We start from the raw sequence: 25,166 nt of genomic DNA, 5'->3' as shown, positions 1-25,166 counted from the left end.
CTTAGTAAGCCGAAACAGGCACCAGGCAGTGCTTGTGTTCGACGTGATATTCAAATTCTTCGCGGAACTGCTTGACGAAGGCGCGTACCGGCATAGCGGCAGCATCGCCCAGCGCGCAGATGGTGCGGCCCTGGATGTTGTCGGCGATGGAGTTCAGCATGTCCAGGTCCGAAGCACGGCCCTGGCCGTTTTCGATACGGTGGATCATGCGGTACATCCAGCCGGTGCCTTCACGGCACGGAGTGCACTGGCCGCAGGACTCTTCGTAGTAGAAGTAGGCCAGGCGTTCCAGGGCTTTCACCATGCAGCGCGTCTCGTCCATCACGATCACGGCGCCCGAACCCAGCATGGAGCCGGCTTTGGCGATCGAATCGTAATCGAGGTCGGTCTGCATCATGATCTCGCCGCGAATCACCGGGGCGGACGAACCGCCAGGGATCACAGCCTTGATCTTTTTGCCGCCGCGCATACCGCCGGCCAGCTCCATCAGCTTGGCGAACGGGGTGCCCAGTGGGACTTCGTAGTTGCCTGGACGCTCAACGTCGCCCGAGATCGAGAAGATCTTGGTGCCGCCGTTGTTTGGCTTGCCCAGTGCCAGATAGTTCTCGGCGCCCATGTTCAGGATGAACGGGACGGCCGCGAAGGTCTCGGTGTTGTTGATGGTGGTCGGCTTGCCGTACAGGCCGAACGACGCAGGGAACGGCGGCTTGAAGCGCGGCTGGCCCTTCTTGCCTTCCAGCGACTCCAGCAGCGCGGTTTCTTCGCCGCAGATGTAGGCGCCGTAACCGTGGTGCGCGTGCAGCTGGAAGCTGAAGTCCGAACCCATGATCTTGTCGCCCAGGAAGCCGGCGGCGCGCGCCTCTTCCAGCGCTTCTTCAAAGCGCAGGTAGTCCTGGAAGATCTCGCCGTGGATATAGTTGTAGCCCACGGTGATGCCCATCGCGTACGCGCCGATGGCCATGCCTTCGATTAGTGCGTGCGGGTTGTAGCGGATGATGTCGCGGTCCTTGAAGGTGCCCGGTTCGCCTTCGTCGGTGTTGCAGACGAGGTATTTCTGGCCAGGGAACTGGCGCGGCATGAAGGACCATTTCAGGCCGGTCGGGAAACCCGCACCGCCGCGGCCGCGCAGGCCGGAGGTCTTCAGGTCGGCGATGATCTGCTCTTGCGGGATCTTCTCTTCCAGGATCTTGCGCAGCGCCGAATAGCCGCCACGCTTCACGTAGTCGGCCAGGTGCCAGTTGTCGCCGTTCAGGTCTTTCAGGATCAGCGGATTGATGTGACGGTCGTGCAGGCAGGTCATTTCTTCAGTTCCTCCACGAGGGCGTCCAGTTTGTCGTTGCTCATGTGGGAGCACATGCGGTGGTTGTTCACCAGGATGACCGGTGCGTCGCCGCAGGCGCCCATGCACTCGCCTTCCATCAGGGTGAACTCACCGTCTTCGGTGGTGCCGCGGAAGTCGATGCCGAACTTGGCCTTCAGGTGCTCGGCCGCCTTCACGCCGCCCGACAGTGCGCATGGCAGGTTGGTGCACACGGTGATCTTGTGCTTGCCGACCGGCTTCAGGTTGTACATGTTGTAGAAGGTCGCGACTTCCTGCACGGCGATGGCCGGCATGCGGATGTAGTCAGCCAGTTCCTTCATCACTTCTGGCGAAACCCAGCCCAGTTCCACCTGGGCGTGGGCCAGCGCGGCCATCACGGCCGACTGGCGCTGGTCGGCCGGATACTTGGCCAGCTCGCGGTCGATTTTTTTATAGCATTCTTGGGATAACAGCATTTCTAGCCCTTAGCGGTCGATTTCACCGAAAACGATGTCCTGGGTACCGATGATGGTCACGGCGTCGGCGATCATGTGGCCGCGCGACATTTCGTCCAGACCCTGCAGGTGGGCAAAGCCCGGTGCGCGGATCTTCATACGGTATGGCTTGTTGGCGCCATCGGAGATCAGGTAGATACCGAATTCGCCTTTCGGGTGCTCCACCGCGCTGTAAGCCTCGCCTTCCGGTACGTGGAAGCCTTCGGTGAACAGCTTGAAGTGGTGGATCAGCGATTCCATATTGGTCTTCATGTCCACGCGCGATGGCGGCGCCACCTTGCGGTTGCTGGTCATGACAGGACCCGGGTTCGCCTTCAGCCAGGCCACGCATTGCTTGATGATGCGGTTGGACTGGCGCATCTCTTCGATACGTACCAGGTAGCGGTCGTAGGAGTCGCCGTTGGTGCCGACCGGGATGTCGAAGTCCATCTTGTCGTACACCTCGTACGGCTGCTTCTTGCGCACGTCCCAGGCGATGCCCGAACCGCGCAGCATGGCGCCGGTGAAGCCCATCGCCATCGCGTCCTCAGGGGACACGACGCCGATGCCGACGGTACGCTGTTTCCAGATACGGTTGTCGGTCAGCAGGGTTTCGTATTCGTCGACGTAGGTCGGGAAGCGCTTGGTGAAGTCTTCGATGAAGTCCAGCAGCGAACCCTGGCGGTTTTCGTTACGCTCGGCCAGCGCTTTCGCGTTGCGGATCAGCGATGCCTTGTACTGCGGCATGGAGTCCGGCAGGTCGCGATACACGCCGCCCGGACGGTAGTAAGCCGCGTGCATACGCGCGCCGGACACGGCTTCGTAGCAGTCCATCAGGTCTTCGCGGTCGCGGAAGGCGTACAGGAACGGGCCCATGGCGCCCACGTCCAGCGCGTGCGCGCCCAGCCACAGCAGGTGGTTCAGCAGGCGGGTGATCTCGTCGAACATCACGCGGATGTACTGCGCGCGTACCGGCACTTCCAAGCCCAGCAGCTTCTCGATCGCCATCACGTAGGCGTGCTCGTTGGACATCATGGACACATAGTCCAGGCGGTCCATGTACGGCACGGATTGCAGGTAGGTCTTCTGCTCGGCCAGCTTCTCGGTGGCGCGGTGCAGCAGGCCGATATGCGGGTCGGCGCGCTGGATCACCTCACCGTCCAGCTCCAGCACCAGACGCAGCACGCCGTGCGCTGCAGGGTGCTGAGGACCAAAGTTCAGGGTGTAATTCTTAATTTCAGCCATTTCTTACTTCCCGTAGTTTTCTTCGCGGATCACGCGCGGCACGTTTTCGCGCGGCTCGATGGTCACAGGCTGGTACACCACGCGCTTCTGTTCCGCGTCGTAGCGCATTTCCACGTAGCCGGAGACCGGGAAGTCCTTGCGGAACGGGTGGCCGATGAAGCCGTAGTCGGTCAGAATGCGGCGCAGGTCGTTGTGGCCTTCGAAGATGATGCCGTACAGGTCGAACGCCTCGCGCTCGAACCAGTTGGCGGCGCGCCAGATCGGGGTCACGGAGGCCACGATCGGCATTTCGTCGTCGGACGCGAAGACGCGCACGCGCAGGCGCCAGTTCTTCTCCACGGACAGCAGGTGGGTCACGGCCGCGAAGCGCAGGCCGTCCCAGGTGCCTTCACCGTAGGTCGAGTAGTCGACGCCGCACAAGTCGATCAGCGTATCAAAGCGCAAAGCTGCGTCGTCGCGCAGCTCTTGCATTACCTGGTAGTAGTCCCCAGATTTGACTGTAATCGTCACCTCGCCCAGCGCGACAACGAGAGAGGCCCGCTCGCCCAGCTTTTGCTCGAGGGCGGTGACCAGTGTTTGCAGATGTGTGTTCATGTGGTCTTAGCGCGCGATCGTGTTGGTCTTCTTGATCTTGTTATGCAGCTGCAGGATGCCGTACAGCAGTGCTTCTGCGGTCGGCGGGCAGCCTGGGACATACACGTCCACCGGCACGATACGGTCGCAACCACGCACCACGGAGTACGAGTAGTGGTAGTAACCGCCGCCGTTGGCGCAGGAACCCATCGAGATCACCCAGCGTGGGTCTGGCATCTGGTCGTAGACCTTGCGCAGCGCCGGAGCCATCTTGTTGCACAGGGTGCCGGCCACGATCATCACGTCGGATTGACGTGGCGACGGACGGAACATGAAACCGAAACGCTCCAGGTCGTAACGGGCCGCACCAGCATGCATCATCTCCACTGCACAGCAAGCCAGACCGAACGTCATCGGGTACATCGAACCCGTACGCGCCCAGTTGATTACCGTGTCAAAGGTAGTGGTGATGAAGCCTTCGTTAAATACGCCTTCAATAGACATGGCTTATTCCCAATCAAGGGCACCTTTCTTCCAGATATACCAAAAACCGACCACGAATTCGGCGATGAACACCATCATCGTCACGTAACCCTGCCAGCCCAGTTCACGCATGGAGACGCCCCATGGGAAGAAGAATGCAGTTTCAAGGTCGAACAAAATGAACAAAATCGCGACGAGGTAGTAACGCACGTCGAATTTCATTCGCGCGTCTTCGAAGGCTTCGAAGCCGCACTCGTAAGGGGACAATTTCGCCGCATCAGGCTTGTTCGGGCCCAGGATATGGCCCAGCACTTGCGGGACTACGCCGACACCGAGGCCGACGAGCAGGAAAAGAAGAACGGGGAAGTAATTTTCGAGGTTCACGATTGGTAAGCTTTAGTTGAATTACGCTCGACCCCAATCATGTAAAGCTGAGACCAGGATCAAACGACACATCCTCGTAAAAAAACCAGCTAAGCCATGAATTTCACATTCATACGACCTGCTGGCTCTTTAATTTTTTGCTTGGTGCCGACGACGAGACTCGAACTCGTACAGCTTGCGCCACTACCCCCTCAAGATAGCGTGTCTACCAATTTCACCACGTCGGCATTAAGGCCGCTATTCTACACGCTGATCACGCCTTTGTTAATGCACATTGCGCATAATCAAGAAGAAAAGCGGCAAAAATTTTAAAATTGCCAGTTTTACTTCGCAGGCGACGCGGCAGGAGCCGCAGCCGCTGGCGCCGACGCTGCCGGTGCGGCGGCTGCCGGGGCAGCTTCCACTGGGGCTGGGGTCGGGGTAGCGGCGGCTGGAGCCGGAGCGGCCGAAGGGATGGCGGCAGCGCCTTCCACGACGGCTGGCACCGGGGCCTTGGCGTTATCCATCACGCCGGCGCCGGAGGAAACGTTGCCCTTGCTGGCCAGGACCGACAGGCCCAGGGTGGCGGCGAAGAAGATCGCAGCGGCCAGCGCGGTGGACTTGGACAGGAAGTTCGAGGAGCCGGAGGCGCCGAACAGGCTGCCGGAAGCGCCGGAACCGAAAGCCGCGCCCATGTCGGCGCCCTTACCGTGCTGCAGCAGCACCAGGCCGATGATCGCCACGGCGGAAATGACCTGTACTACGATAACCAGATTGAACAAAGTGTTCATGTTATTCCATTCTCAATTAAAGAAATTACAACTTACGCAGCTGCGATGATGGCCAGGAAGTCCCCCGCCTTCAGCGCCGCACCGCCAATCAGGCCGCCGTCGATATCGGCTTGGGCCATCAATTCCCTGGCGTTTTCCGGCTTCATGCTGCCGCCATACAGGATCTGCATGCCGGCGGCTGCCGCCGCATCCTTCTGCGCCACCCGGGCGCGCAGCAGTGCGTGCACTTCCTGCGCCATTTCCGGGGTAGCGGTCTTGCCGGTACCAATCGCCCATACAGGCTCATAGGCCAGCACAATCTTGCCCAGCTGCTCGGCGCTCAGCACCTCCAGCACGGCGTCCAACTGCCCGCCCACCACATCGGCGGTCTTGCCTGCTTCGCGCTCGTCCAGCGTCTCGCCCACACAAACCACCGGCACCAGGCCCGCATTCACGGCAGCCAGCGCCTTTTGCGCGACCAGCGCGCTGGTTTCCTTGTGGTAGGAGCGACGCTCGGAGTGGCCAACGATAGCGAATTTGCACCCGAAGTCCAGCAGCATGGCGGCCGAAATCTCGCCGGTGTAGGCGCCCGAAACATGGGCGGACACATCCTGCGAACCCCAGCCAATGGCGCTGCCTTCGAGTTCAGTCTGGCATTGTGCCAGATACGGGGCCGGAACGCAGACCGCGGTATCGGCCTTTGCGTCACCCAGGCCAGCCTTGATACCTGCCAACAGGGTAGTGTTGGCGGCACGGCTGCCGTTCATTTTCCAGTTACCGATTACGAGTTTGCGTCGCATAGCAGCTAAATTTTTAATAACCCGTAATTGTAGCCCGGGCCGCTGCCTCGGGGCAAGGAATGCCCCGGAAAGTTACAACACTTGCAACATAATCTTGCCCACATGGTTGCTGCTTTCCATCAGCGCATGCGCCTTGGCAGCCTGCTCCAACGGGAAGCTCTCATAAATGACCGGCTTGATATCCCCCCCCTCGATCAGCGGCCAGACCTTTTCCCGCAACTGCCGCGCGATGGCCGCCTTAAAAGCCACCGACCGCGGCCGCAGGGTCGAGCCGGTAATGGTCAGCCGGCGCCGCAGCACCTGCCCCATGTCCAGGGTCCCCTTGGCGCCGCCCAGCAGAGCAATGATGGCGATGCGCCCATCGTCCGCCAGGCAGCTGATCTCGCGCGGCAGGTAGTCGCCACCGACCATATCGAGGATGACATCGACACCGGTATCGCCGGTCAGCTCGCGCACCACCGCCGCGAAATCCTCGGTACGGTAATTGATGCCGCGCGCCGCGCCCAGCTTTTCGCACGCCCTCGCCTTCTCATCGCTGCCCGCCGTGGCGAACACGCGGTGGCCCAGCGCGGTGGCCAGCTGGATCGTCGTCACGCCGATGCCCGAGGTGCCGCCCTGCACCAACAAGGTCTCGCCGCGTCCCAGATGTGCGCGGTCGAACACATTGCTCCAGACGGTGAAGAAAGTCTCCGGCAGCGAGGCCGCCTCCAGCGGCGACAGGCCATGCGGCACCGGCAGGCACTGCTCGACCGGCGCCGTCACGTATTCCGCGTAGCCGCCGCCCTGCACCAGTGCGCACACCATATCGCCGATCTTGAAACCGCTGGCTGCCAGGTCGCCATCGACAATTTCGCCCGCCACTTCCAGGCCAGGGATGTCGGTGGCGCCGGGCGGCGGTGCGTAGCTACCCATGCGCTGGAACACGTCCGGCCGGTTGACGCCGGCCGCATGCACGCGGATGCGCAGCTCGCCCTCCTTCGCCACCGGCAGCGGACGCTCGCACAAGCGCAGCACGTCGGCCGCGCCGGGTTTCGGGATTTCGATCGCACGCATCATCGCCATGGCATCACCTCTCTGGGAAAGAGGCGATTGTAACGCTTACACGCCGAAGCGCGCGCCCATGCCGAGCAGGGTGGCCACGCCCAGCGCCGCGAACATGGCGGCGGCAATGCCGTGCACCAGCTTGAGCGGGATTTTGGCGGCCAGCTTGTCGCCGGCGAAGACGGCCGGGACGTCGGCGACCAGCATGCCGAGGGTGGTGCCGGCCACCACCAGCAGCGGGTCCGGGTAGTGGGCTGCCATGGCTACTGTGGCGACCTGGGTCTTGTCGCCCATTTCGGCCAGGAAGAAGGTCACCAGCGTGGCGCCGAACACGCCGAAGCGGGTGGCGATATTGGTTTCGTCGTCCTCGATCTGGTCGGGGACCAGGGTCCAGGCGGCCATGGCGAGGAAGGACAGGCCTAAGACCCAGCGCAGCACTTCGGGCGTGAGCATGGAGGTGATCCAGGCGCCAAGCGCGCCGGCCAGGCCGTGGTTCAGGATTGTTGCGAGCAGGATGCCGGTGATGATGGGCAGCGGTTTCTTGAAGCGGGCTGCAAGCAGGAAGGCCAGCAGTTGCGTTTTATCGCCGATTTCGGCCAGGGCGACGACGCCGGTTGAGACGAGGAGGGATTCCATTGATTGTTTTCCAGGCCGGGCACGGACGAATGACCACACGCGCCCCCGGCCTAAAAACGGCGGCGATGTGGTCAAAGGTCTTGCCAAGTTTGGGACCGCCTATGCCATGGCCTGTGGGCCAAGTGTGTTGACATAGGCCTCCTCCTTTGCGGAGGAGAGGCTACTCCCCGATGACGGGGCGAATTGTACCCCAAAACCGGTGAACCTGGGTCAGACGGGCCGGCCATCCGGCAAGGGGCAGACCCTGTACGGTCTTGCGGCCAGCGGCTGACGATCTGACAGGGTCAGACCCTTGGGTCTGACCCAGGTTTACCGGTTTTAACCGCCCCCAGTCCGGGAAGACCGCGGCAACGGCGTCCCCCGCTTCCACGCAGCCGACAGCGCCTGCCCCTCCTCAATCTGCTCCTGCGACATCCCCCGCGCCACGGAAGAACGCTGTTCCGCCGCATTGGAAGACCCACCGGCCGCCGCCAGGTTCCACAACATATAAGCAATCACATTATCCTGCGGCATCCCGCCAATGTGATACCGGTACATCAGCCCCAACACCTGCTGCGCATCCGGATGCCCCTGTTCCGCCGCCTTGCGGAACCAGGTCACCGCCTCCTTATGGTCCTGGATCACAGCATTGCCGGTGTAATACATCGCCCCGACCACATACTGCGCATCCGCCTTGCCTTTGGTGGCAGCCTTGCGATGCCAGGTCAGCGCCTGCTTATAGTCCTGCGGCACGCCGCGGCCCATGTAATACATCAAGCCGAGCAGGTGCTCGGCATCCGTATTCCCTGCCTTGGCCAACGGCAGTATCTCCTTATAGGCCAGCGCATAATTCTTGTTGTTATACGCCGTGGCCCCTTCCGCGAACCCCGCATGCGCGCTGGCCTGTAGCCCTAGCGCGATGCCTATCGCGAGTAAAACGCCTCGTAGTTTTGTCATGGTGCTTTAAATTTATCTGTTTTATGCACTACAAAATATTCTTTACTTCCAGCTCACCTTCCCCAGTCCGTCCACGCTCACGTTGCGGTTGGTCGGTTTGCCGTACACAGTCACGGAGCCCAGTCCGCTCAGATTCAGGTTGGCATTCACGGATGCATTGATGGTCGCGTTCCCCAGGCCGCTCAGCTCCAGGTTCACGTCTTCCGCCTTGAACTGCTGCGCATTCAGGCCGCCCAGGCCGCCCAGCGTCGCCTTCAGGTTCTTGCTGCGGCCACCGATGGTGATGTAGCCGGCGCCCTGCAGGTCCAGGTCAACGTTCTCGTTCTCGGTCACCCACACATGCATGCTGCCCACGCCGCCCAGGTTGGCTTTCAGCTTCTTGTAGTCGCAGACCACCTTCATGCTGCCCGCGCCATCCAGGGTCAAGTCGATGTTGTCGCCGCTGAAGCCGCTCACATCCGTGGTACCCACGCCTTCCGACACCAGCTCGCGCAGCTGCGGCAGCACCAGCTCCACCTTCACGGCCGACGTCTTGATCTTCACCCCGCGGCTTTCGGTGTCCAGGTACAGCGTATCGCCGGTCTGCACTGCCGTCACCTTGTTGACATAGCGCTTGTCGGTGGTGATCACCAGCGTCGGCGCATCGCCACGGCGCAGCTTGAGGTCGATCACGCCATCGAGCTTGACGCGCACCACGCGGGCATCCACCGCCCGGGTTTCCGTGGTCGTATCGTCGGCGCGGGCCAGGCCCAGGCACAGACAGAGAGCGGTGAACAGCAAGCCAATCTGGAATGGTTTCTTCATCATGTATCCTTGGTAAGTCATCAGCGCATTATCACAGGTTGGCAGCGACCAGGACGAATGGCAGCTCGGGGATCTCGCTGGCGGCTTCGGCAACGGCATCGGCCGGCGACAAGGGCTGGGCCCGTGGCATCGCCTTGGCAGTTGCCATATTAATACCACCAATGATCAGCAGGGTGGCGACGAAGATGGCTTCCATATGTTTAGCGATTTTCATTTTGCATCCCCCAAGTGAGAGGTTTTTCGATGGTTCCATCTTATCGGCGGCCCCTGCCACCGTCGCGCCATATGCGACGAAATGCAAAAATCAAGGAACAGGCGGATAATTCGCCCACCTTTTTGTCATTCCGAAGGGAAACATAATGAATAAAAAACCATCGTTCCTGGCTGCCCTGGCCGCCTTGGCCCTGCAGTTGGCGCCAGCCGCCCTGCCCTCGGCCCAGGCCGCCGCTCCCGCCACCTCGCCCTTCCTGGCGGCCCACAAGCTCTATCTGGCCAATTGCGCCCAATGCCACGGCAAGGACCTGGAGGGCGCCGCCGGCCCCAACCTGGCCGACACCACCTGGCTGCACGGCCAGCCGACCAAGGCCAACCTGGTGCGCCTGATCAGCAAGGGCGTGCCGGAAAAAGGCATGCCGGGATGGGATAAACAGCTGAATGCCACCCAGATCAGCCAGCTGGCGGAATACCTGATGCCGACCAATGCCGCCACGCGCCGGAACGCCTCCGCCGCGCTCGCCGGCGACGTCAGCCGAGTCAGCGCGCCCGCCGCCGCCCCTGCGCCGGCCGCCAACAGCCTGTCCAGCCTGAAGCTGCCGAAAGGCTTCCAGATCGCCGTCTATGCCGATCAGGTGGAAAGCGCGCGCGAGCTGGCCGTCACCGACAGCGGCCTGGTCTTCGTCGGCTCGCGCAAGGCCGGCAAGGTCTACGCCCTGGTCGATGCCGACAAGGACGGCGTCGCCGAAAAAATCGTCACCGTGGCCGAAGGCCTGAACAAGCCCAACGGCGTCGCCCTGCTGAACGGCGCCCTCTACGTCGGCGAAATTTCGCGCATCCTCAAATTCGACAACATCGAAAAGACCTACGCCAGCAAGCCTGCCTACAAGGTCATCAAGGACGACCTGCCAACAGACACCTGGCACGGCGAGAAGTACATCAAAGCCGGCCCGGACGGCAAGCTCTACATCCCGATCGGCGCGCCCTGCAACGTGTGCGACAAGGAAGACGACGCCTACGCGAAGATCTGGCGCATGAACCCGGACGGCAGCAACTGGGAACTGTTCGCCCGCGGCGTGCGCAACACCGTCGGCTTCACCTGGCACCCGGTGACCAAGGAAATGTGGTTTACCGATAACGGCCGCGATGAGCTGGGCGACAACCTGCCATCCGACGAGCTCAACATCGCGCCGCGCGCCGGCATGCATTTCGGCTTCCCCTACTGCCACGCCGGCGCCCTGCTCGACCCGCAGTTCGGCAAGAGCAAGAGCTGCGAAGCCTACAGCGCCCCGGTGGCCGCCCTTGGCCCGCACGTGGCGTCGCTCGGCCTGGCCTTCTACACCGGCACCCAGTTCCCTGAGCAGTACCGCAACCAGCTGCTGATCGCCGAGCATGGCTCCTGGAACCGCGCCAACAAGATCGGCTACCAGGTGCGCCTGATTACGCTGCACGGCAACAAAGTTCTCAGCGATACCGCCTTCATCGACGGATTCCTGCAGAACGAACAGGTCAGCGGCCGCCCGGTCGACGTGGCGGTGATGCCCGATGGTTCGATACTGGTTTCCGACGACCACGCGCACAAGGTGTATCGGGTGACGTATAGGCCATGATCAGGCATATACAAACAGTATCAACCTCATCCCAATCATCAAAAGATTGAACCGCCACCAACGTGGGCCAGAGCTATATTGAAAAGTGCCAGACTACAAATCAAACCTGGCACCCTTGGTCCACGAACTGGAGGCAGTCATGAAAAGCTACATCGCTGCCGCCGGGTTGTTAGTGCTTGCTGCAAGCGCAGCAGCACAAAGCAGCACCGGCGCTGACCAATCGGTGGTTGTGCCCGCGCAGAAAGCCAAAGTCGAACACCGGCTCATCTCACCGCAAGACTATTATCAATTCCAGGGCGCTTACACCCTTTCCAATGGCCAGACCCTTACGCTGTCGCGAGGCGCAGTACGCCTCTATGCCCAGCTCGGCCAGCAACCCCGGCAGGAAATCTACTGGTACGGCGACGGCAGGTTCACCGCCGCAGACGGCAGCCTCACCATGAATATCGTCTGGCTCGACGAGGACACCGCCAGCGGTGAACTGAGCTATTCGCCACGCATGGCAGGCGCGCCTGTTACCCGCACAACCGTCGCGTTTGCAGCGCGCTGAGCGCGCCAGGCTCCCGGCGTAGGTGGCGATTTGAAATTTACATTTAGCGAATCGTTATCGCCCTGCCTATCGAAATAAATGACAGCGCCCCATTGCGCCGGGAACTATAGTGAAAGAGCCAGTCAATTACAAAAGACTGGCCACAACCTGACATAATGGAGGACAACATGAAGCGGCTAGTGGCTGCCGGTTGCCTGTTCGCGCTCGCCATGTCGGCGACCGCACAGAGCAGCGGCGATCAGAAAGTGGTTATCCCAGCCTCGAAGGACGCGCAGATCCAGCGGAACTATATGTCGCCGCAGGACTTCGCCCAGTACAAAGGCTCCTACGATCTCTCCAACGGCAAGACCCTCTACCTTGTGCGCAAGCAAACGCGCTTGTATGCGAGGGTTGACGAGCAGACCGAGCACGAAATCACCCGTGCCGGCTACGGCAAATTCCAGGCGCTCGATGGCACCATGTCCATGCACCTGGTCTTCGCGCCTGACGATTCGGTAAGCGGCGAGCTGAGCTTCATCGATGAACAGCAACGTGTTGCTGCCGGACAGCCTTTACAAGTAACCCATATCAGTATTGCATCCCGTTAGACCAGGGAGACTAAAGTGAAAAAGCTTTTGCTCGTTTGCGGCATGGGCTTGTTCGCCCTGAGTATTCCAGCCCAAAGCCAGACCTCTGTCGACACTGTGATGGTGCCAGCACAGAAAGACATCAAGCCACTCACCTTGTGGCCTGACGATCTTCTGGAGTACATCGGCGATTACCAGCTCGCCAATGGCAAGACGCTGTATCTCACCAAGCAGGGCAGCAAGCTGTTCGGCCAGATCGGCCAACTGCCCAAGCACGAATTGTTCAGCACCGGCCTGCGCAAGTTTGACGCAAAGGACGGCAAGCTGTCAGTCCATATCAAATACACATGGGATGGCCAGATAACCGGCAAAGTCGCTTACATCGACAGCAGCCGGAGCACTGGCGCGGTTCCGGTCTTCGTGGAGTTTGCCTCGCGCTGACCCGGAAGCAGAATGACGCGCTAGCCGCGGGCACGTCTGGGCCGCCAGCCCTGTGTAGCTGGCGGCCCCTTTTTATTGGCGCTGCGCGGTTTCGTCCACGCCCGGCTGGCGCACCAGCAGGCTTTGCACCTTGCCGTCGGCGCCGCGCTGGAACTCCAGGCTGGCCAGCGAGCCATCCATGAAGAAGCGGTCCGGCCCATGCGCCATCAGGGTCGCGGCATCGCGTCCGTCGCGCTGCATGGTCAGCTTGTCGCCTTCGCGCTTGAATACGCGCTTGGTCTTGTCGGCGCTGACGTAGGTGCCGACGAAGGAATCCAGCGCTTCCGGCGCCACTGCAACCGCCTTGAATTCGGGGAATGGCAGGCCGATGGCGATTGCCGCCGTCTTATACGCGATGACCGGCGTGTTCACGGCGCCGCCATTGCCGTTGGTCAGCACCGCCACGAACACCTTGTCGTCCGGCAGTCGCAGCGCCTGCGCCGTAAAGCCGGGGATCGAGCCGCCGTGGTGGATCATCTTGTGGCCGGCCAGCGTGCCGATGTTCCAGCCATAGCCGTAATTGCACGGCGCGTCCTGCGGCAGGCTGCACGAGGTGAAGGCCTGGCTCCAGGTGGCTGCTTTGAGCAGTTTGCCGCTGCTGACCGCCGCATCCCAGCGCGCCATATCGTCCACCGTGGTGACCAGCGCGCCGGCGGCGTAGGCGATATCCACGTCGATATCCGACACCGGCACGATGTCCTTGCCCGACAGGCGGTGGCCCTTGATGCGGCGCTTGTCGCTGCGCTCGCTGCCTTCGTAAGCCGTATCCTTCATGCCGAGCGGATCAAAGATATTCTGCGCCACGTAATCCTGGTACTTCGCGCCGGCCAGCTTTTCGATCACCATGCCGAGCAGGAAGTAGCCCGAGTTGCTGTAGCTATGGCGCTCGCCGGTCGCGAATTCCAGCGCTTCATCCTTGAAGCTGGCGTACACCTGGGGCACGGAAACGTTCTCGCCGAGCAGGCCCCTGAAGGCCTTCAGCGACGTGTAGTTCGGGATGCCGGATGTATGGTGCAGCAGGTGCTCGATGGTGATGGTCTTGCCCTTGTCCGGGAAGTCCGGCAGGTACTTGCGGATATCGTCTTTCACCGACAGTTTGCCCTGCTCCGCCAGCTGCAGGATGCCGACCGCCGTGAACTGCTTGGTGATGGAGCCCATGCGCAGCTGCATCTCCGGCTGCATCGGCGTGTTGTCCTGCACGCTGGCGAGGCCGTAAGCCTTACGGAACACCGGCTTGCCGTTGCGCGTCACGATCACGGTGGCGCCCGGCCAGTTTGGTTTGAACATCGGCGCCAGGGCGGCGTCGATGCGCTGCTCCAGCGGCGTTTGCGCCGCCGCGAATGGAGCTTGCAGAAGGAAGAGTGATGCGATGCACAGCGCTGGTAGTTTCGTCACGGCGTAGCCTCCTTTTGAAAATGCCCATGCTAGCGCTGCCCGCCCCGCGCGCAGTGGGCGGGACGACGAATGGTCGATTCAAGGGGCCGAATGGCGGCTGGCGCCGATCAGTTGACGATGCGCTCCGCGCTTTCATCGCCGGTCAGGCCGTGCAGCGTGAAGCCGCTCACCACGCCATCCGGTCCACGCACGAAGTCGAGGGTGACCAGGGTACCCTCCAGGAAGAACTTGTCGACGGCATAAGGGCGCAGCCCTGCCGCCGGCCGGCCCTTGCGTTCGAAGCGCAGGCCGCCGCCGTCGAAGACGATGTTGCGGGTACTGTTATCCGCCATGCGGAAGCTGCCGGCAAAGGTGCTCAGCGCCAGCTTGGTCATCGGGATGGCGCGCGGCTGCGGGAACGGGTCGCCGACAGCAATTGCCGCAGCGGTAAAGGCGATGCGTTCGGTGTTCAGCAGGTTGCGGTTGGCGTTGCCCAGCACCGCTACGAATACCTTGTCGTCGGGCAGGCGGATGGACTGGCTGTTAAAGCCCGGTATGTCGCCGCCATGCGCCGCAATGCGGTGGCCGCGCATGCTGCCCAGGCTCCAGCCAAAGCCGTAGCCGCAGCGCGCGCCGCTGGGCAGGCTGCACGGGGTGAAGACCTGCTTCCAGCCCCAAGCCGACAGCAGTTTGCCGGCGCTGATTGCTTCGTCCCAGCGCGCCAGGTCGTCCACCGTGGAAACCAGCGCGCCTGCGGCATAGGAGGTCGACATGGCGATCGGCTCGGCTGGCCGGTAGCCGCTGAAGATGCCTTCGCGATAGCCGGTGACGCGGCGCTTGCCACTGCGCTCGCGTCCTTCATGGGCGGTGTCGCGCATGCCGAGCGGCTCGAAGATATTCGCCGCGAGGAAGTCGGCATAGCTCATGCCGGAAGCCTTTTCGATGATGGCGCCCAGCAGGAAGTAGCCCGAATGGCTATAGCCCCAGCGTTCGCCCGGCGCAAACTCCAGCGCTTCATCCTTGAAGTAGTCGATCATCTGCTGCACGCTCCTGTCTTCGCTGGCGAAGAACGGGTACGTCAGCATGGCCGTGTAGTTGCGGATGCCCGCCGTATGCTGCAGCAGCTGTTCCACCGTGATGCGCTGGCCCTTGAGCGGGTAGTCCGGCAGGAAGCGCGTGATGTCGTCGTGAAGCGAAAGTTTGCCCTGCTCTTCCAGCATCATGATCGCCACGGCGGTGAATTGTTTGGTGACGGAGCCCAGACGGAGCTGCATGTCCGGCTGCATCGGTGTTTTCGCGTCGACGTCCGCCAGGCCGTATGCCTTGCGCAATATGGTCACGCCGTCCTTGACGACGATCACCGTGGCGCCCGGCGCGTCGGCCCGGAACATGCGCGCCATGGCTGTCTCCAGGCGCTGCGCCAGCGGCACTTCGGCCGCACGTGCCGCGCCGGCCACGGATAGCGCTAACAGGACAACGCCGAAAGCCCGCAAAATCAGGCTCCCTTCCGCTTGGGAGCTTGGGCCGCCTTGTGCGCCCACGCTTCCCGCACCCATTGTTTGACCAACGCCGCCTCGGCCTTCGCCAGCTCGATCCGTACGCCTACCACCTTGCCTCCCCACAGCAGCTTTTCGGCGCAGGAGGAATGCAGCTCCAGCACCTCCTCGCGCCGCTCCTCCGGGATGAAAACGTGGATGAATTCCTCGCCCGGCGGCACCGTGACAAAGATCTTGCCGCCGACGCGGAAAGACCCGTAATCATGGTGCGGCGCCTCGCTGACATCATCCAGCGACAGGGCGAAGGTGCGGACCGTCGAGAATTTCACTTGGCGGCCGGCTTCATGATTTTGCTGTGCACACCGTTCACCGCCATCAGGCCGGCCGAGCCGAAGTGCGTGTGGTATTCAGCCACCATCTCGCCCTTGATGATCACCGGATCGGTCGCCACCAGCGCCTTGGCCTCATCGATGCTTTCCACCGCAAAGATGAAAATCCCACGCGCACCATCGACGCCATCGAGCGGGCCGGCGTAGGCCAGCTTGCGCTCATTAGCCAGGCGCATGATGTTGGCCATGTGGCCCGCAAACATCTCCTTGCGCTCCTGCTCCCCGGTGACCTTGGTCGGGCCGGTGCGCAGCACCACGAACACATAGCGGCGCATGCCGTTATCATTCCCGCCCAGCGACTTCGCCAGCTCGGCGTCATAAGCCGGCGGGGCCGCGCCTGCAGTTTGCGCCTGCGCGCCCGCGCCAAGCGCCGCCAGCAGGATCAGGGTACCGATTTTCTTCATTTTTCTTCCCTCATTTCAGGTGTGTCTTTGCAAATCGCGCAATTCTGTCCACGCCGCGCCTGCCTAAAGCGCGCGCCGGTGAATACCGCCGCAGTGATGATGCTCCAAATTGCCGCCTCGCGGGCGGCATACTCCGGCTCATGCCCTTTCAGCAGCTGCGCCGCGCCAATAACGACGAACGCGCCCACCAGGACGACCAGGAAGCGCTTAATCCAGAATGCTGTCCCCACTTTTCCCCTTTTTCGTATGCCATCACTGGCGCAGGATCTTGTCCAGCGTCTTCCCTTTGGCCAATTCATCGACCAGCTTATCAAGGTAGCGAATCTTGCGCATCAACGGATCTTCGACCGCCTCCACGCGCACGCCGCAGACTACGCCCTTGATCAGTGCCACACCAGGGTTCATGGCAGGCGCCTCGGTAAAGAAGGCAGTGAAATCCGCGCCGCCCGCCAGCTGCCGCGCCAGTCCCTCCGGCGTGTAGCCCGTGAGCCAGCAAATCACCTGGTCGACCTCCTCCTTTGTGCGCCCCTTGCGTTCGGCCTTCTGGACGTACATTGGATAGACCTTTGCAAAGCTGGTGGTAAAGATCGAATGCGCCACGACGTTAGCGCCCCTCAACGGCAGCTTTGATATCGCCCAGGTCCTGCAGGATCGCCTTGCGGATCACACCCTTGAAGAACAGCCCCATGAAGACAGCTTGCAGCCTGGCCGAAAAGGTTTGCGGCTGCGAGTCGTGCGAGCTGACCACGGTGACGCCGCCGGCGCCCTCGGTGATACGCATGGTGGTGAGGAAGGCGAAGCCCTTCTCTTCCGCCCGGGTGGTGTAATACTCATTCTCCGACGCCGCCGTAACCCACTTTTCCACCGTAGCAGGCTCGCCGAACAGGATGCGCGTCTCGCGCCAGCGCAGCCCCACCAGCCCGCTGGCCGGACGTTCGACAATCTCGATCTGCTTGATACCGCTGATGATCCGGGCCGCGCCTTCAATATCGGCAATGGCAGCCCAGACGGCTGCGCGGGTTCCTGCGACGGGAAGCTGTGCTTCGACGAGCATCGTGTTTTCCAAGGTTACACATGAGATTGCCTAGAGTGTAACGTCAGAGCAAAGCTTGCGCTACCTGGTCAGCAAATTCGATGCCGTGCAGGACCGACGCCAGCTGCACCGTGCGCATCACACACACCTCCGGCGCGGGCACCTGGGCCAACTGCATGCAACGCGCATGATGCGTTGCAGCAAAGTTGGCTGCCTGCGGGCTCGAACTATGCGCCGACCCGAGCACCGCCAACAGCACACAACCGATTAACAATGTTGCAATAAACGACCGGCGGAAGATCATGGCAACTCCTTAAACTGGACCAATTTCCAATGCTACTTAGTCCATATTTCCACCTAATGACCGATTTCGTATCCACGCTGCAACTGTCTGATTGCATTCACTTAACCGAAATTTCCAGAAAGCTCCCGCAAGACCTAACTTTCAGGTACGATTCTTCACTCGAAAAAGTTTCACGTACGAAGCGACCTTCAGCATAGGGGTACAGGATGGAATTTCGGTTGGGCGCTAGCGCCAATACCCGGCTTAATAGCGCTCAACAGGACACTAGCAGATCAGCTTTCTATGTGAAGCTCGTTTGCCTGTCCTTGCTGGTGCTCGCCACCGGCGTGGAAGCCACCCGCTGGATGAATTCCCGCAAAGCCGATTCCTCCGTGCTGGTGCGCCCGGTCCAGCCGGGAAAAGTCAGTTTCATCCCCCGCTCCGCCACCCTGATCCCCAAGCCGCAGAATGCGCCCTCCGCGCACGCCGCCGCCATGACGCCGCTGTCCGGTGGCCGCATGGCCGCCTTCTGGTGGGCCGGCAGCCGCGAGAGCGGCCCGGATGTCAAAGTCTATGCCGCCCATTGGGCCGAAGGCAAATGGAGCCAGCCGTGGGAAGTGGCCAGCCGCGATTCCCTCTCCGCCGCGCTGGGCTATGGCGTACGCCGCATCGGCAACCCGGTCGCCTGGGCCTCCGCCGACGGCCGCATCAACCTGTTCGTGGTAGCGACCGGCCTGGGTGGCTGGGCCGCCTCGCGCGTGGTGCAGCTGGTGTCCGACGACCAGGCCCGCAACTTCACAGTCAAACGCACCTTGCCGATGTCGCCGCTGTTCAATACCAGCATGCTGGTGCGCTCCACCCCGGTCGGCCTGGCCGACGGCGGCTGGCTGCTGCCGGCCTACTTTGAAATGGGCATCAAATACTCGCTGATGCTGGCCTTCGACCAGAGCGGCGACCCACGCTGGATCTCCCGCATCGGCAGCCGCAATTCGACGCTGCAGCCAACCATCGTGCCGATCTCGCAGAACGAAGTGCACGCCTGGATGCGCGACTCCAGCAAAGAGCAGCGCGTGCAGCAGGCGCGCAGCAGCGACGGCGGCGCCAACTGGGACGACCAGCCGCCGCTCGAGCTGCCCAACCAGAATACCTCGCTCAGCGCGCTGCGCCTGAGCAATGGCAGCATCGCCCTGCTGCATAACCATGTGCTGCCGGGCGGCTCCGACCGCAACGTACTGCGCCTGTCGATCACCAACGACACCCGCAAGTGGTCGCGCGTGATCGATATTGCCCAAGGCGCCGCCGGCGAAGAGTTCTCCTATCCCGACCTGCACCAGATCGGGTCCGAGCTGCACATCACCTACACTTCGCGCCGCGAAGCCATCGCGCACCACGTGATCGACATGACTTTCGACGGAGCCGCCCAATGACCCTGCCGGCGCTGATCCTGCAAAGCACCTACGGCAAGCTGGCCTGGGGGATCGTGATCGCTACCCTGCTGGTCAGCGTGATTTCCGCGTCGCGCCAGCTGTCTGCGCGTGCGATCCTGCAGCTGCTCGGTATTTCCATCATTGCGGCACTGCTGCCCGACCGCTTCTCGCCGGCCTATTGGATCGCACTGGCGTTCCAGTGGCCGAGCGGCATGCTGGCCGGACTGTGCCTGCTGCACCTGGTCCGCCAATCGCACCCCGCCAGTGCCGGCAGCACCCTGCCCGTACCGCTGGCCGGCGCCATCGCCGCCTTAGGGGCGGTGCTGTACCTGGACGCACTCGGCCTGGCCTCGTCCGGCCTGTATTTCTGGGGCTTCGGCCCGCGCGGCGCGCCGGTATTCGCGCTCGCCGCAATGGCGCTGTGCGCCGCCGGCATCGTGCAGGGCTATGCCCGGCCGCAGATGTTCGCCGCGCTGGGCGCCATCACCCTGTTCACCATGCTGCGCCTGCCCACCGGCAACCTGTGGGACGCCCTGCTCGACCCAATGCTATGGATCTGGGCCGTGGTAAGCCTGGGCCTGCGCGCCTGGCGCAAAACTGCATCAAACAATATCAATCAAGGAGTAGTCAGTGGTAATTCGTAAATGGTATTCGCATCCAGTCCTGTTGACTGGCATCGCCATCAATGTATTCGTGCTGTTATTGGCGTTGGCCGCAAAAGGCTCGAGCACCCAGCTGGATCGTCTGCTGACCGAAGACGGCATGGTCGAGTGGATGCAGTTCCTGTCCTTCGCCATGACCGCCGGCCTGCTGCTGTTCGCCGGCGCTGAACGCTGGAAGCGCGGCGGCAAGATCGACCTGGCCGTCCTCGGCATGCTGGGCCTGGGCGTGGTGGTCGCCGCCGCAGCCATGGAAGAAATCAGCTGGTTCCAGCGCATCCTGCAGGTGCAGTCCTCCGAGTTCTTCACCCAGAACAACCGCCAGGGCGAAACCAACCTGCATAACCTGGCCATCGGCAGCAGCGGCAGCATCCACAAGACCATCATGATCAAACTGATCCTGCTGGCCGGCCTGACCCACAACGTGTTCCTGCCGCTGCTGGCGCGCAGCCGCCCAGCGGTGCGCAACTTCGTCGAGAAATTCGGCGTCTACCTGCCGCCGCTGCCAGTCGCGCTGATTTACCTGGTGCTGGTGGCACTGTCGCATGCCCTGATCGACCACCCACGCAAGGGTGAACTGGGCGAGATGTTCGGCGCCGTCCACTATATGATTACCGTATTCGCCGCCTACTACCTGGGCCATGGCTACGGCCAGCCGGCCGTCTGCCAGCAGGAAGGCGAAAGCCGCCTGCTCGATAAACTGTTCAGCGGCCTGATGGCCTTCATGCTGCTGACCGCGTGGCTGCTGGCCGCTGGCGCAGGCGCTGAAAAGTATCTGGCATCATGAACCGTACCGCCGCACGCATTGCCCGCCTGACCCAATGGGCGGGCCCTTACGCCACCCTGCTCCAGATGATGGTGGCAGGCCTGGTACTGCTGTCCATTTCCCGCCTTGGCCTGGTGGCCTGGCAATGGGAGCGCGTCAGCGCCACCGGCATCATCGGCGAGATCCTGGTGCAAGGCGTACGCGCCGACCTGATCCTGCTGGGCTACCTGCTGGCATTGCCGCTGGTGCTGGCGCCTTTACTGGCGCAGCGCTACTCCGAGCGCGCCTGGAAGCTGTTCACCGTGGCCTGGGCCAGCCTTGGCCTGCTGTTCATCGTCTTCATGGAACTGTCCACGCCGCAGTTCATCATGCAGTACGATTTCCGCCCGAACCGCCTGTTCGTCGAATACCTGTCCTACCCGAAAGAAGTCGCCGCCACACTGTGGAACGGCTTCCGCCTGGCGGTGATCGTCGGCATTACCGGCACCGCGCTGCTGACCGTATTCCTGTTCCGCCTGCTGAAGTCGGCCTCCGCCGGCACCGGCATGTGGTCGCCCAAGCTGGTGCTGCTGACCTGGCCGGTGCTGGTGCTGCTGCTGGCGCTCCAGATCCGCTCCACCACCGACCACCGCCCTGCCAACCCGGCCACCTTCGCGCTGACCGGCGACGCCATGGTCAACTCGATCATCATCAATTCGCCATGGTCGGTGATTGACGCCATCGCCTCGATGCGCAAGGAAGCCAATTCCTCCGAGATCTACGGCAAATTCCCGCGCGAGAAAGTGTTCCCGACGGTGACCTCGGCGCCGTGGCTGCGCGACTACCAGTTCAGCAACCCTGAGCTGCCAACCCTGCACGCGCAGCAAGCCGCCATCCAGCGCGACAAGCCGCTCAACCTGGTGATCGTGCTGGAAGAAAGCCTGGGCGCCACCTTCGTGCAATCGCTGGGCGGCCTGCCTGTGACGCCGGAGCTGGAAAAGCTCAAAGGCGAAGGCTGGTGGTTCGAGCAGCTGTACGCCACCGGCACCCGCTCCGTGCGCGGTATCGAAGCCGTAGTGGCCGGCAACGCCCCTACCCCGGCGCGCAGCGTGGTCAAGCTGTCGCTGGCGCAGCAGAACTTCTACACCCTGGCCATGGGCCTGGGCAAGCAGGGCTACCACACTGAATTCGTGTACGGCGGCGAGGCGCACTTCGACAATATGCGCAGCTTCTTTACTGGTAACGGCTTCCAGAACGTGGTGGACCGCGGCGACATGCAGCCGAAGTTTGTCGGCAGCTGGGGCGCTTCGGATGAGGACCTGTTCGACAAATCGCTGGAACGCCTGAAGCACCTGCACGCGCAGAAGAAGCCATTCTTCAGCCTGATTTTCAGCTCGTCCAACCATGAACCGTTTGAATTCCCAGACGGGAAAATCGAGCTGCACGACCCGGCCAAGCAGACGGTGAACAACGCCGTCAAATACGCCGACTACGCGCTGGGCAAATTCATCGCCGCCGCCAAGAAAGAAGCGTACTGGAAGGACACCGTGTTCCTGATCGTGGCCGACCACGACAACCGCGTGTACGGCAACAGCCTGGTGCCAGTGAAGAAGTTCCACATCCCCGGCCTGATTCTGGGTGCGGACGTACAGCCAAAGCGCATCACCACCCTGGCCAGCCAGATCGACCTGGGCCCGACCCTGCTGTCGATGATCGGCATTTCAAGCTCGCACCCGATGATCGGCCGCGACTTCGTGAAGGACAGCACCACCCCGGGCCGCGCCATCCTGCAGTTCGATAACTACTTCACCTGGCTGGAGGGCACCACCGCCACCATCCTGCGCCCGGGCCAATCGCCGCTGATCGGCAACTACGACTTCGCCAAAGGCGAGCTGCAGCTGACCGACATCAAGCCGACCGACGCCCAGGTAGACCAGGCCATGTCGCACGTGATCGCCCCATCACTGCTGTATCGTGAGCAGCGCTATCGGCTGACGAAGTAAAATGGGCGCTTCTGCCACCCACGCAGGAGCGCACCATGAAGATCGCCGCCACCGTCCGCAATTCCCTCAATGCGCACGAAGCGCACGTCACCACCAACGGCGTAACGCAATCCTTGCCGGTGCCCAGCAAGAGCACCGGCAAGGGTTCCGCCGTCAATGGCGGTAAATTCCTGATGCTGGCCCTGGCCACTTGCTACTGCAACGACGTGTACCGCGAAGCCGAACGGCGCCCAGGTGCGCATGGAATAAGCTATTCGATATAGCCGTCAGCGGCAGCTTTTTCAGGGTCGGCAAAAATTGCCATGGCCGTGGTCATGCGACGGAAACCGAACTTCTCATAAAATGGCTCACGCCCCGGGACTGCGTACAGGATAATTTTTCGATGGCCCTGGGACAAATCAATGAGACGCTGAATGAGCGTCTTTCCGAGTCCAGTACCCTGCAATGCAGGATGGACGACGATGTCGCACAAGTAGGAGCAATCCACCCCATCCGCCACGGCACGGCCGGCAGCGACAATCTTCTCTCCAGCGAATGCGATGCAGGTGAACATACTGTTTGAATACGCAGCCTTGAGCCACTCAGCGCTCTTGATCCCGAGGGGCGCGATGCGATAAAGCTCGGACATCTCGTCCCAGTCGATCGCGTCGCCAGCTTGTAACCATTGGATTTCCATGTCGACTTTGCTCCACTAGTCCCTACGATACAGTGCTTCAATAGTACCCGAAGCGAGCGAATGAGCGTTGACCATATAGCCGGTCAGCGCGCCCGATGCATTCTCAGGCAACTCCAGTTTCTTCGACAAGGCATGCACGGTAAAGCGATAGTGATGCACACCATGCTGGGGCGGCGGACAGGCGCCACCAAAACCCTTGGAGCCATAGTCATTGTTCATGGGCTGGCTGCCTGCTGGCGCCACCGCGCCGGCCGGCAAGGAGGTCACGTCTTTCGGGATATTCACCAGCTGCCAGTGCCACCAGCCGCTGCCGGTCGGCGCATCGGCGTCGTGGACCAGGATGGCGTAAGCAACGGTGCCCTCCGGCGCCCCAGACCAGGACAGTTGCGGCGACCGGTTGCCGCCCGTGCAGCCAAAGCCCTGGAACTCCTGGGCCTTGGCCATGAATTTTCCGTGGGCGATATCGGTGCTAGCAAGGGTCAGCGTGCCGGCAAAGGCGCTGTTGGCGGCGAGAGTCGCGGCAAGAAAGAGGTATCGCATATTGGCTCCTGTGTTAAGTTCGGAGCCGTAATGCTACGCAGCCGATAACGATCCGTTTAGCCCCTATTCCGCCAAGTTTTCGCCCTAATCGATCAACCGGGTTTTGCGAAGCTCGCTGGGCGTCACGCCAAAGGCCTGCTTGAATTTGTCCGTAAAGCGCGATTGCGACAGGAAGCCGCAGCGCTCCGCCACGCGCCCAATAGGATCAAAGCTGGTTTGCACCAAATGCAGGCCATAACCCAGCCGCGCCCTATCCTTGATGGCCTGCAGCGTCGCGCCCTCCGCAGCAAGCTTTCTACGCAAGGTCGACTCGCTGAGCGCCAGACGCGCCGCCAGCGCGTCCGCAGTAATATCTTCCGCAAAATTCGCGCTGATCATTCCATGCAGCTTGTGGCTCAGGCTAGGTGCCTCGACGACCGCTCCCACCTGCGTGTGGCCCAGGTGATATATCAGCTGGAGGAGCTCTTGCCGGCGGACTGGCCACATAGCCTGCGGCGCAAAAGCGGACCACTCCACGAACTGCTGCAAAGTTTTCTGCAGCGCGGGCCCAATCTCCCCCTGCACGAATGGCTCGCTCCGCGCACCGCGTGGCGGCAGGCAGTTGAAGTCATCGTATTCAAATTCAACCAGCAGCGCCAGGTACTCCGCATCCCCCGGAATGTTGCGCATATTGATGCCAGGCCGATTCGACAGGATCACGAAGCTGCCCGTCGGGCACTCAATCTCCCCTTGCCCGCCAAGCTTCTTGCTGCCATCCAGCACGCAGATCAACAATGGCTTGATGATCGGGACATTGACGATGCGCTGCTCGTGCACGGACGAATACACCGAGAACGGCAACACCGCCCCGGCCTCCTGCATGCCTCTCGCTGATTTGATTAGGCCTTCCATACCTCCATTAGTCCGACGGCCGATGGTCAAAACTGAGCACCCTCGCCAGCCGCCACGCATTGCCATCGCGCTTCCATAAGTGCACGAACTTGGCCACCTCTGACCCTGGCTCGCCTTTCCGCGCAAAGGTGTGCCGGCCAATCTGCACCGCGCCGTAGCCCTTCATTGGATAGACCTCAAGACTGCCCGGCACCAGGGTTCGGGTGACGCCGTTATCGCGAGGGCACGACTTCATCGTACGGGCGGCCTCGCCAAAGCTGGCGCCAGTCCGGTCGTGATAGAACTCCGCATCGTCCGTAAAGATCGCACGGAACTTCACCGTGTCACAGGTGACGAACGCCGCCTCAAACAGCGCCGCATCCATGCGGGCAAGTTCCTCGTA

General features: G+C 61.9%; 34 protein-coding genes, 1 tRNA gene and 1 riboswitch. Of the genes, 9 read left to right on the top strand and 26 right to left on the bottom strand.

Translation table 11 applies throughout. From position 1 onward, the window contains the following. Nucleotide 1: 1 nt before the first annotated feature. The 14 genes from nuoF to AAHE99_RS12390 all read right to left on the bottom strand — a co-directional run bounded on the left by nuoF (nt 2) and on the right by AAHE99_RS12390 (nt 9,659). Nucleotides 2-1,300: an NADH-quinone oxidoreductase subunit NuoF gene (nuoF, locus tag AAHE99_RS12455; protein WP_342117605.1), complete on the bottom strand. Its 1,299-nt coding sequence runs from the start codon at nt 1,298-1,300 to the stop codon at nt 2-4. Next, on the bottom strand, nt 1,297-1,776 hold the full coding sequence (gene nuoE / locus AAHE99_RS12450; protein WP_342117603.1) for an NADH-quinone oxidoreductase subunit NuoE: 480 nt from the start codon (nt 1,774-1,776) through the stop codon (nt 1,297-1,299). Before nuoE ends, nuoF begins: the two co-directional genes overlap by 4 nt. Nucleotides 1,777-1,785: 9 nt before the next feature. Next, complete coding sequence (locus tag AAHE99_RS12445) at nt 1,786-3,039, bottom strand: NADH-quinone oxidoreductase subunit D (protein WP_342117601.1); 1,254 nt, start codon at nt 3,037-3,039, stop codon at nt 1,786-1,788. Nucleotides 3,040-3,042: 3 nt separating this feature from the next. Further along, the gene (locus tag AAHE99_RS12440; RefSeq protein WP_342117600.1) at nt 3,043-3,633 is read right to left on the bottom strand and encodes an NADH-quinone oxidoreductase subunit C; all 591 of its coding nucleotides are present in this window, start codon (nt 3,631-3,633) and stop codon (nt 3,043-3,045) included. A gap of 6 nt (nt 3,634-3,639) precedes the next feature. Next, nucleotides 3,640-4,116, bottom strand: a complete 477-nt coding sequence (locus tag AAHE99_RS12435; RefSeq protein ID WP_028104278.1) for a NuoB/complex I 20 kDa subunit family protein — start codon at nt 4,114-4,116, stop codon at nt 3,640-3,642. A gap of 3 nt (nt 4,117-4,119) precedes the next feature. Further along, entirely contained in the window at nt 4,120-4,479 is a 360-nt protein-coding gene (locus AAHE99_RS12430; protein ID WP_161025933.1) for an NADH-quinone oxidoreductase subunit A, read from the bottom strand. A 142-nt stretch (nt 4,480-4,621) separates the two neighbouring features. Further along, nucleotides 4,622-4,706 (bottom strand) — tRNA-Leu (locus tag AAHE99_RS12425). A 96-nt stretch (nt 4,707-4,802) separates the two neighbouring features. Beyond that, a complete protein-coding gene (gene secG, locus AAHE99_RS12420; RefSeq protein WP_342117596.1) occupies nt 4,803-5,249 on the bottom strand; it encodes a preprotein translocase subunit SecG in 447 nt (148 codons plus the stop codon). A gap of 32 nt (nt 5,250-5,281) precedes the next feature. Beyond that, the gene (gene tpiA / locus AAHE99_RS12415) at nt 5,282-6,028 is read right to left on the bottom strand and encodes a triose-phosphate isomerase (RefSeq protein ID WP_342117595.1); all 747 of its coding nucleotides are present in this window, start codon (nt 6,026-6,028) and stop codon (nt 5,282-5,284) included. Between the two features lie 72 nt (nt 6,029-6,100). Beyond that, nucleotides 6,101-7,081: an NAD(P)H-quinone oxidoreductase gene (locus tag AAHE99_RS12410; protein WP_342117751.1), complete on the bottom strand. Its 981-nt coding sequence runs from the start codon at nt 7,079-7,081 to the stop codon at nt 6,101-6,103. A gap of 45 nt (nt 7,082-7,126) precedes the next feature. Continuing rightward, entirely contained in the window at nt 7,127-7,705 is a 579-nt protein-coding gene (locus AAHE99_RS12405; protein WP_342117594.1) for a TMEM165/GDT1 family protein, read from the bottom strand. 10 nt (nt 7,706-7,715) lie between these two features. Then, nucleotides 7,716-7,886: riboswitch (yybP-ykoY riboswitch) on the bottom strand. A gap of 137 nt (nt 7,887-8,023) precedes the next feature. Then, entirely contained in the window at nt 8,024-8,641 is a 618-nt protein-coding gene (locus tag AAHE99_RS12400) for a tetratricopeptide repeat protein (RefSeq protein ID WP_342117593.1), read from the bottom strand. Between the two features lie 42 nt (nt 8,642-8,683). Then, nucleotides 8,684-9,448, bottom strand: coding sequence for a GIN domain-containing protein (locus AAHE99_RS12395; RefSeq protein WP_342117590.1), 765 nt, complete (start codon nt 9,446-9,448; stop codon nt 8,684-8,686). Between the two features lie 28 nt (nt 9,449-9,476). Continuing rightward, nucleotides 9,477-9,659 (bottom strand): hypothetical protein, encoded by a 183-nt coding sequence (locus tag AAHE99_RS12390; RefSeq protein WP_342117588.1) that lies wholly within the window; start codon nt 9,657-9,659, stop codon nt 9,477-9,479. Between the two features lie 145 nt (nt 9,660-9,804). On the opposite strand from AAHE99_RS12390, the gene AAHE99_RS12385 reads away from it, so the two are divergent. From AAHE99_RS12385 to AAHE99_RS12370, 4 genes are all read left to right on the top strand, one after another. Further along, nucleotides 9,805-11,268, top strand: coding sequence for a DUF7133 domain-containing protein (locus tag AAHE99_RS12385; protein ID WP_342117586.1), 1,464 nt, complete (start codon nt 9,805-9,807; stop codon nt 11,266-11,268). Nucleotides 11,269-11,407: 139 nt separating this feature from the next. Further along, nucleotides 11,408-11,818 carry a hypothetical protein gene (locus tag AAHE99_RS12380; protein WP_342117584.1) on the top strand — a complete coding sequence of 137 codons (411 nt, stop codon included), beginning with the start codon at nt 11,408-11,410 and terminating at the stop codon, nt 11,816-11,818. Nucleotides 11,819-11,985: 167 nt separating this feature from the next. Next, nucleotides 11,986-12,405: a hypothetical protein gene (locus tag AAHE99_RS12375; RefSeq protein WP_342117583.1), complete on the top strand. Its 420-nt coding sequence runs from the start codon at nt 11,986-11,988 to the stop codon at nt 12,403-12,405. 15 nt (nt 12,406-12,420) lie between these two features. Next, nucleotides 12,421-12,825, top strand: coding sequence for a hypothetical protein (locus tag AAHE99_RS12370; protein ID WP_342117582.1), 405 nt, complete (start codon nt 12,421-12,423; stop codon nt 12,823-12,825). Between the two features lie 72 nt (nt 12,826-12,897). Here AAHE99_RS12370 and AAHE99_RS12365 read toward each other — a convergent pair whose 3' ends face one another. The 8 genes from AAHE99_RS12365 to AAHE99_RS12330 form a co-directional block, all read right to left on the bottom strand. Further along, the gene (locus AAHE99_RS12365; protein ID WP_342117581.1) at nt 12,898-14,259 is read right to left on the bottom strand and encodes a serine hydrolase; all 1,362 of its coding nucleotides are present in this window, start codon (nt 14,257-14,259) and stop codon (nt 12,898-12,900) included. Between the two features lie 107 nt (nt 14,260-14,366). Beyond that, nucleotides 14,367-15,731 (bottom strand): serine hydrolase, encoded by a 1,365-nt coding sequence (locus AAHE99_RS12360; RefSeq protein WP_342117580.1) that lies wholly within the window; start codon nt 15,729-15,731, stop codon nt 14,367-14,369. 2 nt (nt 15,732-15,733) lie between these two features. Next, nucleotides 15,734-16,063, bottom strand: coding sequence for an MmcQ/YjbR family DNA-binding protein (locus tag AAHE99_RS12355; RefSeq protein WP_342117579.1), 330 nt, complete (start codon nt 16,061-16,063; stop codon nt 15,734-15,736). Beyond that, nucleotides 16,060-16,527, bottom strand: a complete 468-nt coding sequence (locus AAHE99_RS12350) for a YciI family protein (RefSeq protein ID WP_342117578.1) — start codon at nt 16,525-16,527, stop codon at nt 16,060-16,062. Before AAHE99_RS12350 ends, AAHE99_RS12355 begins: the two co-directional genes overlap by 4 nt. After that, the gene (locus AAHE99_RS12345) at nt 16,524-16,757 is read right to left on the bottom strand and encodes a hypothetical protein (protein WP_342117577.1); all 234 of its coding nucleotides are present in this window, start codon (nt 16,755-16,757) and stop codon (nt 16,524-16,526) included. The genes AAHE99_RS12350 and AAHE99_RS12345 overlap by 4 nt, the downstream gene beginning before the upstream one ends. Nucleotides 16,758-16,779: 22 nt before the next feature. Further along, on the bottom strand, nt 16,780-17,127 hold the full coding sequence (locus tag AAHE99_RS12340; protein WP_342117576.1) for a DUF2200 domain-containing protein: 348 nt from the start codon (nt 17,125-17,127) through the stop codon (nt 16,780-16,782). Nucleotides 17,128-17,131: 4 nt separating this feature from the next. After that, nucleotides 17,132-17,581, bottom strand: coding sequence for an SRPBCC family protein (locus AAHE99_RS12335; RefSeq protein ID WP_342117575.1), 450 nt, complete (start codon nt 17,579-17,581; stop codon nt 17,132-17,134). Nucleotides 17,582-17,624: 43 nt separating this feature from the next. Continuing rightward, on the bottom strand, nt 17,625-17,864 hold the full coding sequence (locus AAHE99_RS12330; protein ID WP_342117573.1) for a hypothetical protein: 240 nt from the start codon (nt 17,862-17,864) through the stop codon (nt 17,625-17,627). Between the two features lie 284 nt (nt 17,865-18,148). Here AAHE99_RS12330 and AAHE99_RS12325 point away from each other — a divergent pair, with 284 nt between their 5' ends. The 5 genes from AAHE99_RS12325 to AAHE99_RS12305 are packed head-to-tail and all read left to right on the top strand — an operon-like array spanning nt 18,149 to nt 22,940. Beyond that, entirely contained in the window at nt 18,149-19,270 is a 1,122-nt protein-coding gene (locus AAHE99_RS12325; RefSeq protein ID WP_342117571.1) for a sialidase family protein, read from the top strand. Beyond that, nucleotides 19,267-19,914, top strand: coding sequence for a hypothetical protein (locus AAHE99_RS12320; protein WP_342117570.1), 648 nt, complete (start codon nt 19,267-19,269; stop codon nt 19,912-19,914). The genes AAHE99_RS12325 and AAHE99_RS12320 overlap by 4 nt, the downstream gene beginning before the upstream one ends. Then, nucleotides 19,901-20,716: a hypothetical protein gene (locus tag AAHE99_RS12315; protein WP_342117569.1), complete on the top strand. Its 816-nt coding sequence runs from the start codon at nt 19,901-19,903 to the stop codon at nt 20,714-20,716. Before AAHE99_RS12320 ends, AAHE99_RS12315 begins: the two co-directional genes overlap by 14 nt. Further along, entirely contained in the window at nt 20,713-22,677 is a 1,965-nt protein-coding gene (locus tag AAHE99_RS12310) for an LTA synthase family protein (RefSeq protein WP_342117568.1), read from the top strand. Before AAHE99_RS12315 ends, AAHE99_RS12310 begins: the two co-directional genes overlap by 4 nt. Nucleotides 22,678-22,712: 35 nt before the next feature. Further along, nucleotides 22,713-22,940 (top strand): hypothetical protein, encoded by a 228-nt coding sequence (locus AAHE99_RS12305; protein ID WP_342117567.1) that lies wholly within the window; start codon nt 22,713-22,715, stop codon nt 22,938-22,940. On the opposite strand, the gene AAHE99_RS12300 is transcribed toward AAHE99_RS12305, so the two are convergent. The 4 genes from AAHE99_RS12300 to AAHE99_RS12285 all read right to left on the bottom strand — a co-directional run bounded on the left by AAHE99_RS12300 (nt 22,928) and on the right by AAHE99_RS12285 (nt 25,148). Then, complete coding sequence (locus tag AAHE99_RS12300) at nt 22,928-23,353, bottom strand: GNAT family N-acetyltransferase (protein WP_342117566.1); 426 nt, start codon at nt 23,351-23,353, stop codon at nt 22,928-22,930. The genes AAHE99_RS12305 and AAHE99_RS12300 overlap by 13 nt on opposite strands. A gap of 15 nt (nt 23,354-23,368) precedes the next feature. Continuing rightward, nucleotides 23,369-23,893, bottom strand: a complete 525-nt coding sequence (locus AAHE99_RS12295; protein ID WP_342117564.1) for a YbhB/YbcL family Raf kinase inhibitor-like protein — start codon at nt 23,891-23,893, stop codon at nt 23,369-23,371. An 84-nt stretch (nt 23,894-23,977) separates the two neighbouring features. Beyond that, on the bottom strand, nt 23,978-24,784 hold the full coding sequence (locus AAHE99_RS12290; protein WP_342117563.1) for a helix-turn-helix transcriptional regulator: 807 nt from the start codon (nt 24,782-24,784) through the stop codon (nt 23,978-23,980). A gap of 7 nt (nt 24,785-24,791) precedes the next feature. Further along, a complete protein-coding gene (locus AAHE99_RS12285) occupies nt 24,792-25,148 on the bottom strand; it encodes a nuclear transport factor 2 family protein (RefSeq protein WP_342117561.1) in 357 nt (118 codons plus the stop codon). Between the last annotated feature and the right edge of the window lie 18 nt (nt 25,149-25,166).

The sequence above is a fragment of the Pseudoduganella sp. OTU4001 genome, from assembly GCF_038440195.1.
Classification (GTDB): Bacteria; Pseudomonadota; Gammaproteobacteria; order Burkholderiales; family Burkholderiaceae_D; genus Rugamonas.
The sequence above is the reverse complement of the archived record's forward strand: the minus strand, read 5'-3'. Positions and strand labels throughout refer to the sequence as shown.